The sequence below is a fragment of the Muricoccus radiodurans genome, from assembly GCF_050154705.1.
GTDB lineage: Bacteria > Pseudomonadota > Alphaproteobacteria > Acetobacterales > Acetobacteraceae > Roseomonas > Roseomonas radiodurans.
In genome coordinates, this window is sequence record NZ_CP189561.1 from 3,362,756 (window position 1) to 3,379,478 (window position 16,723).

Genomic DNA, 16,723 nt, shown 5'->3' on the forward strand with positions numbered 1-16,723 from the left:
CCCCTCCCCTGCCCTGGTCGGGTCACAGGTCGAGCAGCTTCACCGGGCTGGTGGTGACGAGCTTCGCGCGCCGGACGTAGCCGCGCATGGTCCGGAGGTCCTTGTGGCGGGAGTGGCCCATCACCTCCTCGTCGCGTGCCCCGGCCCCGTAGGCCTCGGTCACGAAGCCCGCCCGCAGCCCGTGCGGCGAGAGCCGCTCGCCCGCCTCGACCGTCACCTTCGCCAGGGCCGCCCGGCGCAGCAGAATCTGACGCACCCCGTCGGGCGAGAGCCGGTCATGGCCGAGGCGGCCCCAGCGGTCGATCCGGGTGAAGAGCGGCCCGAAGCGCACATCCCCCGCCTCGATCCAGGCCTCGACAGCGCGCACGGGACAGGTCTCACGCTTCCTGCCGCGGGGGATGCCGAGCTCCACCCCCTCCCCGGCCTGGTCGGTCTTGGAGCGGGGCAGCAGGAGGCGGAGCCCCTCGCCCCGAAGCACGAACGAGCCTTGGTGGACAAGGCCTTTCAGGTGCTGTCCGACGACGCTGAGAAGATGGACTTCACCTACAGCGGGTTCGCCCTGACCAGCCTGCCCCACAAGCCGCAGTCCGAGACCGTCTGGCACCGCGAAGGCCACAACCTGACGATGCTCATGGAAAGCCGCCGCGACCGTGCTGGCAAGCCCATCGGCCTGCCCTACGGCTCCTATGCTCGCTCTATCCTGCTGTTTCTGCAAAGCGAGGCGATCCGGACCGGCTCCCGAGAAGTCGAGTTGGGCCGGTCTATGCGCGTCTGGTCGGGGTCAATGGGCCTCTCGATCGGCGGCACGATCTACAAGATGGTCAACCAGCAAGCGGCGCGAATCTCCGGCTGCTCCCTGACCTTCTTCGCTGACCGGGCAGGCGCGCAGATCAAGAGTCGGGGCGGCTTCGTGAAGACCAAGATCAGCATGACGGCCACCCTCGGCGATCAGCCGTCGCTGTGGCAGGACCGCGTGCGAAGTCATGCGGTCCCACGTCCACCAGAAGGCGGATACCAACATTGCTCACGGCGGCCTGGGGCGCGACTTACCCTGGCTTCTGCGCCAGTTAAGGTTTGTGCTGACCGAGGTGGTGAGCGAGCCCCTGATCATGCGTGACCTTGCGACAGCTGATTTCATCCTCAGCCTCCGCGCGGTTCTGACCGCTACTGAAGCGGCCGGGGAGATCGCAGCACATGCTGTGGATGCTTGGTGGGTCGCATTGGAAGAGAGACCGCGCTGGTGCCTTCTTCGCATCGATCAATGGTGTCAGGGTCGGCGCTACGCGAGAGTGATCCAGACCGCGAGCACCGGAGCGTCCGAAGGCGGGATGATGCTGCCTTCCTAAAATTCGAGTTTGCCTTGCCGCGGGTCGTGGACCGGGCCCCGCTGCCGGCGGGATGCGCTGAGCGAGGCTGGCGCCGGTGTGGCGGCCGATGTGGCGTCCGGAGCCTCTTCCGGCTCCGGTGCTTCAGCGGCGCGTGTCAGGCCCTCGGCCCAGGCCCGGCGTCGAGCGGCATAGGCGGCCTGCTTCCGCTCCTGTTCCGCCAGCCAGGCGGCGGTGGGCTGAAGACGCTGGGGCGGAGTCTCTTCGGTCGGCACGGGGCTACATCCACGCCGAAATCCAGCAATCGGGCCTGCCGTATTCCATGAGCACCTCCCTGGCCGCCCATCCGGCCGGAGCTTCCCCGAGGACCGTCAGAGTGGCCAATCCAGGCTCAAGCCACGGCGGAACCGGGATCGGCCGGAGATGGCAGGGGGTAGCGACGCGGAAGCCATTGGCCGCGGCCTCGCGCGCTTGAATCGGCGTCTCGGCTGCCGCGCGGGCGCGTCCGTGATGGAAGCTGGCCGCCATCTCCCGCGCGCCGAGCGGATCGGGCTGGGGGCTCATCTCATAGCGGGTGAGGGGCATGATGCCAGCTCCGTAGTGGGCAGGCAGGGTGCCTGCAGGTATCGCTATCCAGAGCGACCCTACCCTTGGCAAGGCTTTTGAGGACCGCCCGCTGACCCCACCTGCCAAGCAAGCCAGTATCCTATCGTCCTAGGACGCTTACCAACGAGCACACACGCCCGCACTCTTCGTCGGGCACCAGACCGCCTTCGAATGTCTGCCCTTTCGGAGCGCCGGCCGTGACTGAGGCACATCCTATGACACGCGCGTTAGGAGCAGCCTCCCTGTGGCCCGACGGCACAGCAGGAAAGTGCGCGGGTTCGCCTCATGGTCGTTCTGCGACATCGCGAAGCAATCAAGGAACTTCACTTGGTCTACGCTTTGGCGGACCATGTTCCCGCGCATCTTCTCCGCCGCGCAAGCTCGGCAACCTCCCGGGTGATGTCTTCAGCTCAGGTTCAACCTGCCGCAGCGTGTCAACGAGGATCTCGGCAGCGGGCGAGTAGGACCGGCCCGCGCGGCGAACAACCACCACGTCCCGGGTCAGGTCCGGGCGCAGCGGCTGCAGCACCAGCTCCGGGGCGATTTTCAGCTCGATGGTCGTCGACGGCAGCAATGCGATGCCGAGGCCGACACGCGCCATGTTGATCAGCGTGGCGCTGTGCACCGCCCTCTGAAAGGCTTCGAGCCTGAGTCCTTGCTCCGCGAAGGCATCGGCCAGCAGACGGTTCACCGATGTGTCCGTTTCCAGCAATAGCAAGGGCTCCGCCGCGACCTCGGCCAGCGCGACGGGGCCGACGGCCAGGCGATGACCGGCCGGCATTACCGCGAGCAGCCGGTCCCGGAAAAGGAACTCGCCGTCAAGATCGGAGCCCGTGCCTGGGTCGCTGGCGATGCCGATCTCCACCGCGTCGCCCCGAACCATGCTGTGAACTCGCCCGGTCACCGCCTCCTGCAACCGCACCTGCAAGGCAGGATGGCTCTCGCGAAGACGCGCGATGGCCAGGGGCAGCCGCCCCGACGCGACCGACGGCACGGCGGCTATCCGGATCGTCCCGCTCCGGCGTGCGGCGGTCCCGCGTGCCTGATCCAGCGCATCGTCGAGATCGCGCAGGACCGGCTCCAGCTGCCGCGCCAGCTCAGCTCCTGCGGCCGTTGCCTCGGCTCCGCCGGGGAGCCGGTCAAGAAGCCGCAGGCCCAGGGCCTCCTCAAGTTGACGCACCTGCACGGTCAGGGCGGGCTGGGTGCGGTTCAGCAGGCCGGCCGCCCGGCTGAAGGAGCGGTGACGCACGATCGCGACAAAGGCGCGAAGTCCGCGAAGGCTCACGTCCATAAGACTCTTATATACAGGAACGAATTCTTTTCAATTGTCTTATCTTCTCGGCCCGAGCATCGGTGCCCCACGAGGATGAAGCGACTGAAGCAAGTCGCCGCAGGGGAAAACGCTGATGTCCCGGGACACCAAGCCATTACTCACGCGTCGCGCGACGCTTCTCGCCACTATCGGAGCCGCGCTGAGGCGGCCGTCCCTGGCGCAGACGACGGCGCCATCTAGCACCTGGCGCCCGACGCGGCCGATCACCCTCGTGGTGCCTTTCGCCGCCGGCTCCGCCACCGACGCGGTCGCCCGCCTCCTGGCGCAGATGTTGAGCGCTGAGTTCGCAGGCGCGCCGGTGGTCGTGGACAACAGGGCCGGCGCGAACGGCACGCTCGGCGCCCTCGCGGTCGCACGTGCTACGCCGGACGGGCATACTCTGCTGGTCACGACCAACACGACCCACTCGGCCAACCCGGCGCTGCTCCGTCGCCTCGAATACGATCCGGTCGCCGACTTCACGCCGATCACGCGCATCGGCGACGTTCCCTTCATGCTGACGGTCGGGAAGGACTCTCCCTATCAGACCGCCAGGGACCTGCTGGATGCTGCCCGGCGCCGCCCGGGTGGGATGTCCTATGCCAGCGGCAACAGCACGGGCATCGTCGCAGGCGCCACCATGGCGCGACGTGCCGGGACCGAGATGCTGCACGTCCCCTATCGCTCCACACCGCCGGCCATGACGGACGTCATCGCAGGCCGGGTGGACTGCATGTTCGTGGACATCACGGCCGGGCTCGGCAATGTCCGCGGTGGCCAGCTCCGGGCTCTCGCTCTCAGCACCCAGGCGCCGTCCCCGCTGCTGCCTGGGGTCCAGCCTTTGGCCGACGCCGCGGGGCTGCCGGGCTTCGACCTGATCTCCTGGACCGGCACCTTCGCCCCGGCCCGCACGCCTGCGCCGCTGGTCTCCGCGCTGAACGCCGCGATCCGCCAGCAGATCGAGCAGCCGGAGGCCCGAGCCCGGTTCGCCGAGGTCGGCTACCACGTCATCTCAACCACGTCAGAGGCATTAGCAGAGTTCGTCCGCGAGCAGATCGCGGTCTGGCGGGAACTCGTCGAGGCGGCGGGCATCGAGAAGGAATGAGGCGGCTGATACCGGAGCGACGCTGATGCTTGAGGAGGCGCTTGAGGGCGTGGTGGTGCTCGACTTCGGTCAGCTCATCGCCGGCCCGGTCTGCGGCATGTGGCTGGCCGACATGGGCGCCACAGTCATCAAGGTCGAGCCCCCGGAAGGCGAGCTGGGCCGGCAGCTCGGCCCGCCCTGGCTGAACGGCGAGAGCGTGACCGCGCTCTCCGGCAACCGGAACAAGCTTGGGATGGCGATCGACCTGAAGCATCCGGCGGCGCAGGCCGTGGTGCGGCGGATCATCCCTGGGACCGACGTGCTCATCGAGAACTTCCGGCCCGGCGTCATGGAGCGGCTCGGCCTTGGCGGGGCGGCGCTGCGGGCACTGCGGCCGAACCTGATCCGCTGTTCCATCTCGGCCTATGGGCAGGAGGGGCCGTGGAGCGGCCGGCCTGGCGTGGACGGGATCATCCAGGCGGCCACGGGCCTGATGAGCGGCATCTCATCCCCGATGGGCGAGCCGGGCAAGGCGCCGTTGCCGCTCGCCGACATGACCGGGGCACTCTTCGCGACGATCGCCGTCCTTGCCGCGCTCCGGCGCCGCGACCGGGAGGGGATGGGGGCGGAACTCGATATCAGCCTCTACAACAGCATGCTGATGCTCCAGAATCTGGGCCTCGCCACCTTCCACGCGACGGGCGAGGTCGGCACGCCGGGCGGCAGCGCCGCGCCCTACGCCGCCCCGAACGAGGCGCTTCCCACGCGCGACGGCTGGATCATGGTGGCGGCCTATCAGCAGGGCCGCTGGGGGCAGCTCTGTGCTGTGATTGGCCATCCGGAACTCACCGAGGACCCGCGCTTCCGGACGAACGGGGACCGGGTCCGCAATCGCGCGGCGCTGAGGGACGCCCTCTTCCCGATCTTCCAGGCGCGGGACACCGCCCACTGGCATGCCACCCTTGTCGCGGCCGATATTATCGCGGCGCCGGTCGCGAACCACGCCGAGGTCACCCGGACCGACCAATACGCGAGCAGCGGCATCGAGGTGTCCCTCGACCATCCGATCGCCGGCACCTTCCGCATGCCCGGCTTCGCCCTCGGCAGCCGGCCGGCGGCACCCCGCCATCCGCCGCCGCGGGTCGGGGAGCATTCTCGCGAACTGCTGGGGCGCTTCGGCTTCGATGCTGCGGAGATCGAGACCCTCATCGTGCAAAACGTCATCCGAGAGGCAGCCCCGACATGAGCAAGCCGTTCCTGCGGGAGAGCCAGCACGGCTCCATCCTGATGCTCGAGATGGACGCGCCCGAGGACCGCAACGCCCTCTCCTGGCCGAGCCAGTGCGACGAGTTCATCGAGGCGTGCCGCCGCGTCAACGCCGACCGCGGCGTGAAGGTCGTGATCCTCACCGGCACCGGCAACTCGTTCTGCTCGGGCGGTAATGTGAAGCACATGCGTTCCCACGAAGGCTTCATGGCGGGCTCGATCGAGGAGATCGAGGAACGCTACCGCAGCACGCTGCAGCAGGTCGCCCTGTCCCTCCACGGGCTGGAGGTCCCGCTGATCGCCGCCGTGAACGGGCCGGCGATGGGCGCCGGGCTCGACATCGCCTGCATGTGCGACGTCCGCATCGCCGCGGAGAGTGCGCGCTTCGCCGAAACCTTCGTGCGGCTGGGATTGATTTCCGGCATTGGCGGGGCCTGGTTCCTGCCCCGGGTGGTGGGACCTGCGCGAGCCGCGGAGCTGAGCTTCACCGCCCGGATCTTCGACGCGGCGCAGGCGCTGAACTATGGTCTCATATCGGAGGTGCTGCCCGATGATCAACTCCGGGGCCGGGCGATAGAACTGGCTGGCGAGATCGCAGCACACTCGGGCATCGCGCTGCGCTTCGCCAAGCGGCTGCTGCGCATGGGCGAGCGCAGCGATCTGCGGGGCACCCTGGACGTCACGGCAGCTCTCCAGGCCGTGGCCCACCAAACGCCTGAGCACCGGGCCGCCATCGAGGCATTCTTCGAAACCAGATTGCGATGCTGACCATCACACATAGCGACGGCCGAAGATCATGCCCCTGACGGCCCACAGCCGACAAACACCCCATTGGAAGCGCGATGGTGGTCGATGAGAACTTCAGGCACCCCGAATTCGAGATCGCTCCCAAGCCGCAGTGAAAACAACCGACGCCTTGGGCGATTGGGTGCCGCAATGCTCTCGGCTGACGCGGAAGGCTGCTCAACATAGCCGAGCGGAAGGACCGGCGCGCCTTCTCAGATCCGGCACTGAACCCGGCAGCCGATGGTCTGCTACGCCGGCAAGTCGGACGCCTTCATCCACTCGGTGTAGAGGGTTCCAGCCGAGGCAGGTCCGGCCAGCCGACCATCCTCCTCGCCGCCGAGGAGGACCTGCGCGAGCCCGGCCTCGCCGGCGCCATCGTCGAGATCACCGGTCGGCTCATCCTGACGGCCTCGTGCCGTCTCCAGCTCACGGCCGGACGCTCGGGCGTCGCGTGTCCTCCGCCTCGGCCCTATCCCGGGCCTGCTGGTCACCAGGCCTGGGCGCGGGTGCCGCGGCGGCGCTCCGCACCGGGGGTGCTCGGATTGGGGACGGTCGGAGCAGTGACGGCGGTGCCGCACGCTCTGCTCCAGCGCTGTCCTACGGCGTGCCTCCTACTCGACGCGGATGTCGCGGGCGCGGATCACGTCGCGCCACTTCGCGCTCTCGGCGGCGAGATAGGCCGGGAACTCTTCCGGGGTACCACCGACCGGGTCAATCGCCAGGCTCTGCAGGCGCTCGCGAAGGTCGGGGGCGCGCATGCTCTCCACGACGGCCTGCGACAGGCGGCGAATGACCGGCGCCGGCGTGTTGGCGGGGGCGAACATGGCGAAGTCGCTGGACGCGCTGAGACCGGGCATGCCGGACTCGGACAGCGTGGGCACGTCCGGCGTCTGAGGCGAGCGCTGCTCGGTCGTCACCGCCAGCGCCCGCAGCTCGCCCGAGCGCATGAACGGCAACGCTACCCCCGTGTCCACGAAGGACATCGGGATCTCGCCGGTGATCACGGCCTGCATGCCCGGGCCGCTGCCGCGGTAAGGCACGTGCTGGAGCTTGATGCCGCTGGCTGCGGCGAACATCTCCGGGGCGAGGTGGTTGGCCGAGCCGATGCCACCCGAGCCGTAGCTGATCGTGTCCGGCGCCGCCCGGGCGGCGGCGACAAGGTCGGCCAGCGTGCGGAATCGCGAATCGCCCCGCACGACGAGGAAGAACCCGTTCTGCACGAGCAGTCCGATCGGGGAGAAGTCGCGGTCCTGGTTGTAGGGCAGGTTGGTATAGAGGTGCGGGTTGATGGCGTAGGTGCTGTTGGGGGTGATCAGCAGCGTGTAGCCGTCCGGCCGGGCGCGAGCGACGGCGCCGCAGCCCACCGCGCCGTTGCCGCCGGCCCGGTTGTCCACCACGAACTGCTGGCCCAGGCGCGCCGAAAGCTGCTGCGCCATCAGCCGCGCGATGAGGTCAGTGGAACCGCCCGCCGCGAAGGGCGCCACGATGGTCACCGTGCGCGTCGGATAGGGCGCCTGGGCCGCGGCCGGGCGGGTTCCCACGGCTGCGCCGAGGAGGCCGAGGGCCGAGAGGCTGAACTCGCGTCGAAGCATGGTCGTCGTTTCCTGTCCCTGGATGGTCTTGGTGATGGGTATCACGGCCGTTCCGCCGCTGGTTGACCGTTCGGGAACGGCGCCGCTTGGACCAGCGCCGCACCCGGCCGGCCGCGCAAGTCAGCCCGTCGCGGCGAGCGGGCCGGCGAGAAGGCCCCACTCCGTCAGGCGGCGGCGGAGGTCCCGCGCCTGGCGATCCGTCAGCGGCCACGCGCCGGGCGGGCGCACACCGCCGCAGTCCTTGCCCATCATCTGGAGCGCGGATTTCACGACGGTGACGTTCGTGCCATTGCCCTCCTCCGACCGCAGCTCCTCGAAGGCGGAGACCTGGGCGATGAGCTGGCCCGCGCGCGCGTAGTCGCCCGCGGTGAGGGCCGCGTGGATCGCGACGGAATGCTCCGGCCAGACGTTGATGAGGCCGGAGGTGAAGCCCCGCGCGCCGACGGCGCAGAGCGGCGGCGCCCAGGTCTCGGCAAGGCCGCCGACCCAGACGATGCGCGGGTCGGCGCGGCGGATCGCCTCGGCCAGGCGCAGCGGCGCGGGGCTGGCCCACTTCACGCCCACGACCTCGGGGATACGGCAGAGCGCCTCGATCGCGTCGAGGCCGATGGCGTCGTTGCGGAGGTATAGGACCACCGGCAGCCCGTCGGCCGCGTCGGCAATGCGCTGGACGTAGGCGACGACGCCGCGCGGGGCGACGAAGGGGTCTGGCGGCTGGTGGACCATCAGCGCAGAGGCGCCCGCCGCGCGCGAGGCGCGGGCCAGGGCGGTCGCGTCTCCGATGCTCCGGCCGACGCCCGCGACGACCGGCACGCGGCCCGCGACCTCCTTGACGACCGCGTGGACCATCGCCTCGGCCTCTGCGGTGGTGAGGCCGTAGAACTCCCCCGTGTTGCCGTTCACGGTGAGAATGTGGACGCCCGCCTCGACGGCGCGGCGGATCACCGGGCGCAGCCGCTCGGGGGCGATCCGGTCCTCCTGGTCGAAGGGCGTGACGAGGATGCCGGAGATGCCGGGAAGGGCGGCGAGGAGGTCGGGCACAGCGTGGTCCTTCGGGTGCGGGGACGGGTCAGCGCGGCGCGACTGTGAGGTCGTGGGCGGCGAAGGAACCGCCCTGGTAGCGGCGCGCGACGGGCTCGAGCGGGTCGGGGTGGGCGAGGATCTCGGCGGCGTAGTCCTCCGAGTCCTGGAGCGGAACGTAGCCGAGGGGTTCGCAGGCGGTGGGCTTCCAATAGGACCGCGCGTTGTTCGAGACGCCCCAGGCGACGAGGAAGCCGACGGCGGGCGTCTCGATGCAGCGAAGGAGGAAGCGCACAAGGTCGTCATGGCCGAACCACGTGCTGAGGTGGCGCGGCTCCGTCGGGCGCTCCAGGGCGCTGCCGATGCGGACGCAGACGCTCTCGATCCCATGCTTATCCCAGTAGAGGCGGGCGAGCCCCTCGCCCCACATCTTGCTCAGGCCGTAGAAGCCGTCGGGGCGGAAGTCGCAGTCCGAATCGAGCTTCGTGCCGACGTCGTGCATGCCGATCGCGTGGTTGGAGGAGGCGAAGACGACCCGCCGCACGCCGTGGCGGCGCGCGCCCTCATAGACCGCTTGAAGGCCGACGAGGTTGTTCTCGATGATCTCGGGCAGTGGCCGCTCGACGCTCGTGCCGGCCATATGGATAAGGATATCGACGCCGCGCAGCGCAGCATCCACCACCGCGGGGTCGCGCAGGTCGCCGTGGCAGACCTCCTCCTCCGGCGTGAGAGGCTCGAGGGGCGTGCGGCCTCCGGCGGAGCGGAGGGCGATGCCGCGAGCAAGGAGAGCGGGGCGGAGCACCCGCCCGAGTTGGCCCGACGCACCGGTCAACGCGACCCTGGCCATGCGTTCCACTCCCCATGCCGGCCCCGCCCTCCTCATCCGCCTGGACAAGGGGAGGTGGCGCACGGCAACTTGTCAGGCAAGAACCCAACTTGTCAATCAACATAACAAGTCGGGCACGCAGTGACGGGGATGCCGTGACCAACCTGAAGCTCGTCCGGAGGAGTGCGGAGCGGCTGGGCGACCAGCTCTACGGCCAGATCCTCGAACAGATCGTCTCGGGCGCGATCAAGGCGGGCGAGAAGCTCCCGTCGGAGAACCAGCTCTGCCAATCCTTCCAGGTGTCGCGCCCGACGGTGCGCGAGGCCCTGATGCGGCTGCACGCGGACGGGCTCGTCACGACGAGGCAGGGATCGGGCACCGTCGTCCAGAGGCGCCCATCGGACAACCTCGTGCGCCTCTCGCGTTCCTCCGACATCGCGGAGATGCTCCGCTGCATGGAGGTCCGCCTCGCGCTGGAGGGCGGGGCCGCCCGCCTCGCGGCCATGCGTCATACGCCCTCCGAGCTCGACCGAATCACAAAGGCGCTCGATGCGATGGACGCGAGCTTCCGGGGTGGCGAGGCGCCCACGCGGGCAGACTGGGAGTTCCACGGCGCCGTCGCCGCCGCGAGCGGCAACCCCTTGTTCGTCGAGATGCTCGGAACGCTGCGGGGCGCGATTCACCACTCCATGACGGTCGCGCTTGGCCTAACGCAGATCGGTTCCGCCGAGCGGGCGCGGCGCGTCTACGAGGAGCACGAGGCGATCCGCGATGCCATTGCGCGACGCGACGCCGAGGAGGCAGATCTCGCGATGCGCTACCATCTGAGCCGGGCCCGCCAGCGAGTCACCGATGGGCAGCGGGACAACTGAACGCTGCCAAGGTGGGCGAAGAAGGTAGTATTCCGCCATCTATCTCAACTTGGGATTCGACCCGACTTGTAAGCTAAACTGACGGACCGCTACGAAGGGACGGGTCGATGCTGTTCTGGCGCGGCACGGTGGCCTGGGCTTGTCGGTCTAATATTTCCCTTCTGGCTTCCAGGTCACACGCGAGTTGAGACATCGTGCCGCTCGGCAGCGACTGAGACACGGACACCACAGAGGACTGCAGCGGGTGATACCGCGAACGGGATTTGCTGCGTGTGAAAAGCGTTTCCTGCTCTTGGAATGAGGAAGGAGCGTCTCCAGCCCTTTCGCCCCAGACTTCTGCAACACTTGGCGCCCTGATCTCTCAAGGCTGAAGCATGGGTGCAGAAGTCCTGAATTTTCATCCCGTCAAACGATCTGCTGAGTTCTCTGACGTCTGTAAGGGGCTGAGGCGGCGAATCACGATCAGGCCGGCCAGCCCGATACGGGCGAGATGCCCAATGGCGAGACCCCAGGCTAGGCCGCCATCCCGCTCCACAAAGTCGAGCACGAAGCCGACGCCAATCGGGCCGATGAAGCCGCCCGTATAACCCCACACGCTATGCAGGGCCATCATCGCGCCGCACATGCGCGGCGCTGCGGCCTGAACGCTGCCGGCGGTCAGCGCGGAGAAGGTTCCGCAACGCGACGGTCGACGCCGGTATCGCGACGGGGGGAAATACCGAGGGTTGGGTCGAAGCGGTCCGACGAGGACGTCAGGACAGGAGTCTAACTAGGATCGCACGACGGATCGCTCTCAGCCTGCCAGCCGGGCTGGCACTCATGGCCAGTGGCGGCGCGCAACCCGCGGGGCCCGACGCCTTCGCGGCCCCGCCCCCGATCGCGCGAAGCGCCCAGAGGAACTTGGCTTCTCGCGCGCGAGACTCAACCGGCTGAACGCTTGGTCCCAGGCCGAGGTGGATGCCGAGCGCATCCCGGGCGCCGTGCTGGCGGTCGGCAGGACCGGCCGCCTGGCACGAGGAGATCGGCATGGGCGACCGCGACGCGCGCGTTGATGGAGCGGGAACCGACCGTGCTGAACCTACCTACCGCGACGCTGAAGCGCCCTTCACCCCTCCTGGTCGGTGCACTGGGATTGTTGCGTCTTCAGACGCGGCCGAAGCCGCTCCCCGTCGAACAGGGTGAATGGCTCGTAACGCAGGTTGCGCGAAGTCCTCGCGACCGCGCGATCCGCCCCCCCGCACCTCGTAGGACGATACTCCGCTCCCGGCATGACGCATCGCGGCGCCCTATGCGATCGTTGCGACCGGGAGCAGGAGGAGGGGCAGTGGCCTTCGCATGGCGAGAGGATGCCCAACCAGATCTTCGGCGCAGGACGGACTCCATTCCTTGTTTGAAGGGCATCCTGGCCGAGTGGCCGATAGGAAGGGAGCAGACCTGCTCGCGACCCGCTCTATCCCCGGCCGCGCCGACCCCGAATTGGGCCGACGAGATGCTCGACAAAGTTCCGCAGCTCGATGCTCCGCAGCGCAGGGTCGACCACCTGCGCGTCAAGGCCGAGCTGCCACGCCGCATCGCGCCGGCTCGGGTCGTGGTGCAGCGCTTCGACCCGTCCAGCGTAGGCCTCTACCTCACCCTCATCGTGGGCCAGGCCGGCCTCCATCAACTCATCAGCCTGCCGGCGGAGCGCCGCCGCGATTTCGGCCAACGGCAGCTCAGGATGGTACTGCACGCCCCAGAACACGCCTTGACCATAGCGGATCTCCGCGGCCTGCACCGCCGTCACGCGGTTGCCCGCGAGCGCCAACGCGCCGTCCGGCAGCCGGTCGACCTCGTCGGAGTGGATCGCGGGGGCGTCGTACGCCTCGGGGCGGCCAGCCAGGAGCGGGTGGCCCCCGCCCGCCGATGTGCGGGTGATCCGGCGCGCGAAGCCCGCCTCATAACCGCGCCGGTTTGCGCGTACCGTTCCACCCGCGGCGGCGGTCGCGACCTGTAGGCCGGCGCAGGAGCCGAAGGCAGGCGTGCCGGAGGCGAAGACGGCGCGCATGAAGTCAAGCTGGCGTCGCACGTCCAGGCTGTCCTCATAGACGTGCAGCGGCGAGCCGGTGAGGAAGACCGCATCGTAACCATCGAGCCCCGCACTGTCCGGAATCTCGGCGCCGTCCTCGGCGGGGCGGACGAGATCAAGGGCCGCATCGGGCGAAAGGGCGCGGAGTGTATCAAGGTAAGACTCGCCGCTGCTGCGTCCGACGCTGGCGCGGCGCACCTCGCGCGCCTCAAGTGTCTCGCTCTCGGCAACGAGGAAGCGGAAGTGCGTCACGCGGTCGGGTTCTCCTGGCAAGCGGCCGTCTGTCCGGTAGGGCGGGCCCAGGAGAACGCCTCGCGCCGCAGGACGTCGCGAGCTTGAGCGGAGATCGAGCGCGGCTTCGGTGCCGTATCTTCCGGACATCTTGCCAGCATCGGCAATGTCGCCCCGCACGGAAGGTTGAGGCTGCTCGCCTCCTGTCTTGGTGGTGACCCAGTGCCCCCTCGTGCGATCCTCTCCGACGTTGACGGAACCCTCGTGGATTCGGTGATTCAGCACGCCACGGCGTGGGTCGATGCCTTCGCCGAGTTCGGGCACGCGGTCGCCTTCGACACCGTGCGCGCGCAGATCGGCAAGGGCGGGACCAGCTCGCGCCCCTCTTCGTGTCACGAGAGGAGCTGGAGCGGCATGGAAGGGAGCTGGAGCGCCGCCCGGGCGAGATCTTCCGGAAGGGTTACCTCCCGAAGGCAAGACGCTTGCATAGACCCTTGAGGCTGAACACGTCGGCGACGGTGTTCGCACCCACGACGCAGGTTGTCTTGAGCCCGCTGCCCACCTGCTCGCCCAATGCCGTGCGGTCCGCCCCGAAGTGGACCCGCGTGAAGCGCCGCGTTGCTAGCAGGCGATAAAGCATGGCGATGGCGAGCTTGGTCTTGCCCGTGCCGGTCCCCATGACGAGGAGGAGGGTACGCTGGGCCAGAGCTGCGAGCTTGGCCTCTACTGCCCCGATGGTGCGGAGCTGGTAAGGGCGCAATTCGGAGCCGAGGAAGGGCTTGGCTGTGAGCGCCGTCTGCGCAGCGGACTCGCCCTGCCATAACAGGGCCGGAAGGCCATCCAGGGCGTACTCGTCGGCCAAGACGCGGCGCAGGTTGGTCGGGCTCCGGGCATCGCGGAACCGGAGGCCCGATTGCGTCTCGAGCTGCTTGAGGTAGCCCCGGCCGTTTGCCGAGAAGAGGAAGAGCACCCGGAAGGGCGGCTCCTCGCCGATGCTGTCGGCCGACCATGGCCCACCAGAAGGCACCTCGATACCGATGTCGGACTGGAAGCCTTGAGCGTAGGAGCCTGCCGGAAATTGTGTGTGGAGGGTCCTGATCTGCCCGATGGGGTGGGAGGGCTGAATGGCGATACGGAACGAGGTGGTTAAGGAGCTGCTGGCGCGATGGGACCCGTCGGGGTGTTTGGCCAGGACGGGCTGCTGGACGAGCTCAAGAAGGTGCTAGGGAGCAGATCCTGAGCGCAGAGCTGGACCAGCACCTGGCATCCGAACGGGCTGGGGTTGCCCACGAGGGGGACGGGCGCCGCGATCATCGTAACGGCAGCAGCCGCAGGACGGTGCTGACCGGGTGAGGTTTGAGGATCGTCAAAAGGTAAAGCGCACATCTTCGGCGGTCAGCTCGCCCGGGTGGCGCCGAGCGGCACAATATTCTGGCGCGGGGCTGCCCTCATCCTGGCTGTGTCGACGAAGGCGGCGGACGGGTTCGTGTTGTTGAGGTACCGCCACGCGCGTCGGAGGCTCGTTCGTTCCGTTTCTCGCCACGGGAGGTCGGGCGCATCCCAAATGGACAGGCCGGCAAGCGCCCAGCGGCCGAAGTCCCCGCCAACAGATTTGGACCTCCAGTCCGGCCCGTAGGAACCCCCTCCTGGAACATCGGTGACTGTAATATCCCGCCACCGCGTCGCGTGCCGAGGCATGAGAGTGCCGGCGGGGATCACACCACGGGGCGCGATGTGTCCCGGCGGCGGCATCGGCAAGGGCCAGGGCTTCGCGGGGTCCCAGGGGGCTGCAACACCCATGGTCAGATTGTAGTTTACGCCGTCCGCTGGGTTGAAGCCGTCCGCGGCGTGGAAGAACCTGCCCGCCGTCCAGTTCAGCTTCCACCGCATATGCTCGAAGGCGTCGGCGTGCCCGAGCCTCGCCGCCATGCCGAGCGCGCAGGCGAGGTAATCGTCCTGCCAGGGAGAGTAGGAACACGGCACGCTCGTTCCCGCGTTCTCCAGGGTGAGGCCGTGGATTTCGCCCTGCACCTCCGCCCACAGCGCCTCACGCGAGCGGTACCAGCGGAGGTTGGCGTCCACCGCCTCGGCGAGGTAGCCCGGATAGGGCAGTCCGTCGGTCGCCAGCGCAGCGCCGTAGGTCATGCACCACAGGGCCCAGGCCTGAGACCGTACTTGTCCCCGCACGGCGATGACACCATTCCCGGTCGTGCGAGCATCCTGGATGCGCGCGGCCCGTCCCTCTGGCGTTGCGGCCCTGGTAGACGCCGGCTCGCGTCCGCCAACGCCCGGCGCAAGGAACATGATGGACCACGTTGCCTGCGCCACGAGGGCATCGAGACAGGCGCGTCGGCCAGTGAGGAGGTAGGGGACGAGGTGATGGTGTGGCATATGCGCGCGGTCGGCAGCGATCCACCCCTGCGATGTCGGAAGCTGCGGCGGCTTGCTCGGAACGGTCGCGCGGCTATCTGTCGAAAGCCACACGTCCGGGTGGTCCACCTGGTTGACCCAAGCGCGGCACTGCTCACACCAGTGGTGCCAGGGCGCGCCCATCAGAGCCTCCGATTGACCCATGGCGAAATCGAGCCAGAACGGGTCGTCGGTCATGAGGGCGATGGCTGACACGTCCGAGACAAGACCGATGTCCGGCCGACCGCCGGAGCGGCCCATATCCGGCACGATGCCACGCAGTGCGAACGGCCGGTCCCAATCCGCCGCAGCACGCATCGTCTCGTACCCTCTTCTCAGGGTTGCATCGAAACCGACGCGGGAGTCGAAGCTCGGCACGATCCCAGCGCGCGAGAGATAGGAAAGGTTAGGCGACACGTGCGGACGAGCAGGCGCGCGGGACACGAGAATGGGCAACCAGCGGCCCAGGGGATGCCGCGCGACCGTGCGGGAGGCGACTTCAGCTCCGTCGACAAGGACAGCAACGGCGTAGGCAGCGTCCGTGCCGCCAGCCTCCGTCACGATGTCATTCCGGAGCGAGAGATCGAGCACGACGCCGCCGTCCTTGGTCGCGGTCACGTCCGCAACGATGCGGAGCGAGGAGGTGCCGCAGGCGAAGGCCGGGACGCGAACTTCGTGGCGAGTCTCTTGGACGAGCGGCCCCGTGCGGCGCGCATCGGCCGCAGGCGTCGCTAGCACGTCCCAATCCCAGGCCTGGCCGGTCGTTGGGGTGATGCGGACAACGGGCCTGCGGGTCGTGGGTCGTGGGGCTGGCGCCGAACCCTCGTTTACGACGACGAGAGCGAGCGGAAGGCGCGCGCCTTGCGCCAGCGCTGGAATGGCGACGGCCAGCAGCGCCATATTCTGAGCGCGATCCACCTGCGTCGCCAGGGATACCCCGCTCAGGGTTCGGGCTACGAGGGACTTGCCAGCAGGCAGGTCGGCGGCACGCATGTAGTGGGCGAACCGTGCGATCACACCCGCCGGGTGGTTTGCCGTGCCGACGAGGGTGACAGAAAGGAGGGTCAGTTCGGGAGCCGGGGCGGGCTGGTTCAGTAAGGGAACGGGAGACCGCGGCGTCGAAGGCTGGGACGCCTCCGCAGACGGGACAGGTGCGGCAAGCGCGGCGAGCGCGGTGAGGATCAAGTTCTTGCGCGTGAGCGCCGTCGCCTGATTGGACGCGATGCTCTCCTGGTCAGCCAAGTTGAGCGCCTCGTCTGCGGTCTTGGAACCGAGGAGTTGCCTAACGGCTGGGGTGGCGGTCATGGGGCAGAGCTCCGTCTCGCAAAG

General features: G+C 68.7%; 15 protein-coding genes and 1 pseudogene. 6 read left to right on the top strand and 10 right to left on the bottom strand.

The features are described 5' to 3' along the window. Positions 1 to 22 precede the first annotated feature (22 nt). The gene (locus tag ACP6CK_RS16130) at positions 23 to 478 is read right to left on the bottom strand and encodes a hypothetical protein (RefSeq protein WP_426954315.1); all 456 of its coding nucleotides are present in this window, start codon (positions 476 to 478) and stop codon (positions 23 to 25) included. 12 nt (positions 479 to 490) lie between these two features. Between ACP6CK_RS16130 and ACP6CK_RS16135 the strand changes: the two genes are divergently transcribed. Continuing rightward, entirely contained in the window at positions 491 to 1,117 is a 627-nt protein-coding gene (locus ACP6CK_RS16135; protein WP_426954316.1) for a hypothetical protein, read from the top strand. 487 nt (positions 1,118 to 1,604) lie between these two features. Here ACP6CK_RS16135 and ACP6CK_RS16140 read toward each other — a convergent pair whose 3' ends face one another. Both ACP6CK_RS16140 and ACP6CK_RS16145 read right to left on the bottom strand, forming a co-directional pair. Beyond that, complete coding sequence (locus ACP6CK_RS16140; protein WP_426954317.1) at positions 1,605 to 1,910, bottom strand: hypothetical protein; 306 nt, start codon at positions 1,908 to 1,910, stop codon at positions 1,605 to 1,607. Positions 1,911 to 2,244: 334 nt separating this feature from the next. After that, positions 2,245 to 3,222, bottom strand: coding sequence for a LysR family transcriptional regulator (locus ACP6CK_RS16145; RefSeq protein ID WP_426954318.1), 978 nt, complete (start codon positions 3,220 to 3,222; stop codon positions 2,245 to 2,247). Between the two features lie 115 nt (positions 3,223 to 3,337). On the opposite strand from ACP6CK_RS16145, the gene ACP6CK_RS16150 reads away from it, so the two are divergent. From ACP6CK_RS16150 to ACP6CK_RS16160, 3 genes are read left to right on the top strand one after another with little or no spacing between them, the layout of a single operon-like run. Beyond that, positions 3,338 to 4,348: a Bug family tripartite tricarboxylate transporter substrate binding protein gene (locus ACP6CK_RS16150; RefSeq protein ID WP_426954319.1), complete on the top strand. Its 1,011-nt coding sequence runs from the start codon at positions 3,338 to 3,340 to the stop codon at positions 4,346 to 4,348. Positions 4,349 to 4,373: 25 nt separating this feature from the next. Continuing rightward, positions 4,374 to 5,573: a CaiB/BaiF CoA transferase family protein gene (locus tag ACP6CK_RS16155; protein ID WP_426954320.1), complete on the top strand. Its 1,200-nt coding sequence runs from the start codon at positions 4,374 to 4,376 to the stop codon at positions 5,571 to 5,573. Further along, the gene (locus ACP6CK_RS16160; RefSeq protein WP_426954321.1) at positions 5,570 to 6,361 is read left to right on the top strand and encodes an enoyl-CoA hydratase-related protein; all 792 of its coding nucleotides are present in this window, start codon (positions 5,570 to 5,572) and stop codon (positions 6,359 to 6,361) included. Before ACP6CK_RS16155 ends, ACP6CK_RS16160 begins: the two co-directional genes overlap by 4 nt. Before the next feature lie 629 nt (positions 6,362 to 6,990). Here ACP6CK_RS16160 and ACP6CK_RS16165 read toward each other — a convergent pair. The 3 genes from ACP6CK_RS16165 to ACP6CK_RS16175 form a co-directional block, all read right to left on the bottom strand. Next, on the bottom strand, positions 6,991 to 7,971 hold the full coding sequence (locus ACP6CK_RS16165; protein ID WP_426954322.1) for a Bug family tripartite tricarboxylate transporter substrate binding protein: 981 nt from the start codon (positions 7,969 to 7,971) through the stop codon (positions 6,991 to 6,993). Positions 7,972 to 8,091: 120 nt separating this feature from the next. Further along, positions 8,092 to 9,012: a dihydrodipicolinate synthase family protein gene (locus ACP6CK_RS16170; protein WP_426954323.1), complete on the bottom strand. Its 921-nt coding sequence runs from the start codon at positions 9,010 to 9,012 to the stop codon at positions 8,092 to 8,094. 28 nt (positions 9,013 to 9,040) lie between these two features. Next, positions 9,041 to 9,838, bottom strand: coding sequence for an NAD-dependent epimerase/dehydratase family protein (locus ACP6CK_RS16175; protein ID WP_426954324.1), 798 nt, complete (start codon positions 9,836 to 9,838; stop codon positions 9,041 to 9,043). A 134-nt stretch (positions 9,839 to 9,972) separates the two neighbouring features. Here ACP6CK_RS16175 and ACP6CK_RS16180 point away from each other — a divergent pair, with 134 nt between their 5' ends. After that, positions 9,973 to 10,689 carry a FadR/GntR family transcriptional regulator gene (locus ACP6CK_RS16180; RefSeq protein WP_426954325.1) on the top strand — a complete coding sequence of 239 codons (717 nt, stop codon included), beginning with the start codon at positions 9,973 to 9,975 and terminating at the stop codon, positions 10,687 to 10,689. Positions 10,690 to 11,086: 397 nt separating this feature from the next. Here ACP6CK_RS16180 and ACP6CK_RS16185 read toward each other — a convergent pair whose 3' ends face one another. The 3 genes from ACP6CK_RS16185 to ACP6CK_RS16195 form a co-directional block, all read right to left on the bottom strand. Then, positions 11,087 to 11,314, bottom strand: coding sequence for a hypothetical protein (locus ACP6CK_RS16185; protein WP_426954326.1), 228 nt, complete (start codon positions 11,312 to 11,314; stop codon positions 11,087 to 11,089). 825 nt (positions 11,315 to 12,139) lie between these two features. Further along, positions 12,140 to 13,006, bottom strand: coding sequence for a type 1 glutamine amidotransferase (locus ACP6CK_RS16190; RefSeq protein WP_426954327.1), 867 nt, complete (start codon positions 13,004 to 13,006; stop codon positions 12,140 to 12,142). Positions 13,007 to 13,445: 439 nt separating this feature from the next. Continuing rightward, entirely contained in the window at positions 13,446 to 13,955 is a 510-nt protein-coding gene (locus ACP6CK_RS16195) for a DEAD/DEAH box helicase family protein (RefSeq protein WP_426954328.1), read from the bottom strand. A gap of 154 nt (positions 13,956 to 14,109) precedes the next feature. Between ACP6CK_RS16195 and ACP6CK_RS16200 the strand changes: the two are divergent. Next, positions 14,110 to 14,335 (top strand): annotated as a pseudogene (locus ACP6CK_RS16200) (transposase); the annotation flags it as partial. A 45-nt stretch (positions 14,336 to 14,380) separates the two neighbouring features. Here the strand turns inward: ACP6CK_RS16200 and ACP6CK_RS16205 are convergent. Further along, positions 14,381 to 16,699 carry a hypothetical protein gene (locus tag ACP6CK_RS16205; protein WP_426954329.1) on the bottom strand — a complete coding sequence of 773 codons (2,319 nt, stop codon included), beginning with the start codon at positions 16,697 to 16,699 and terminating at the stop codon, positions 14,381 to 14,383. Positions 16,700 to 16,723: the final 24 nt, after the last annotated feature.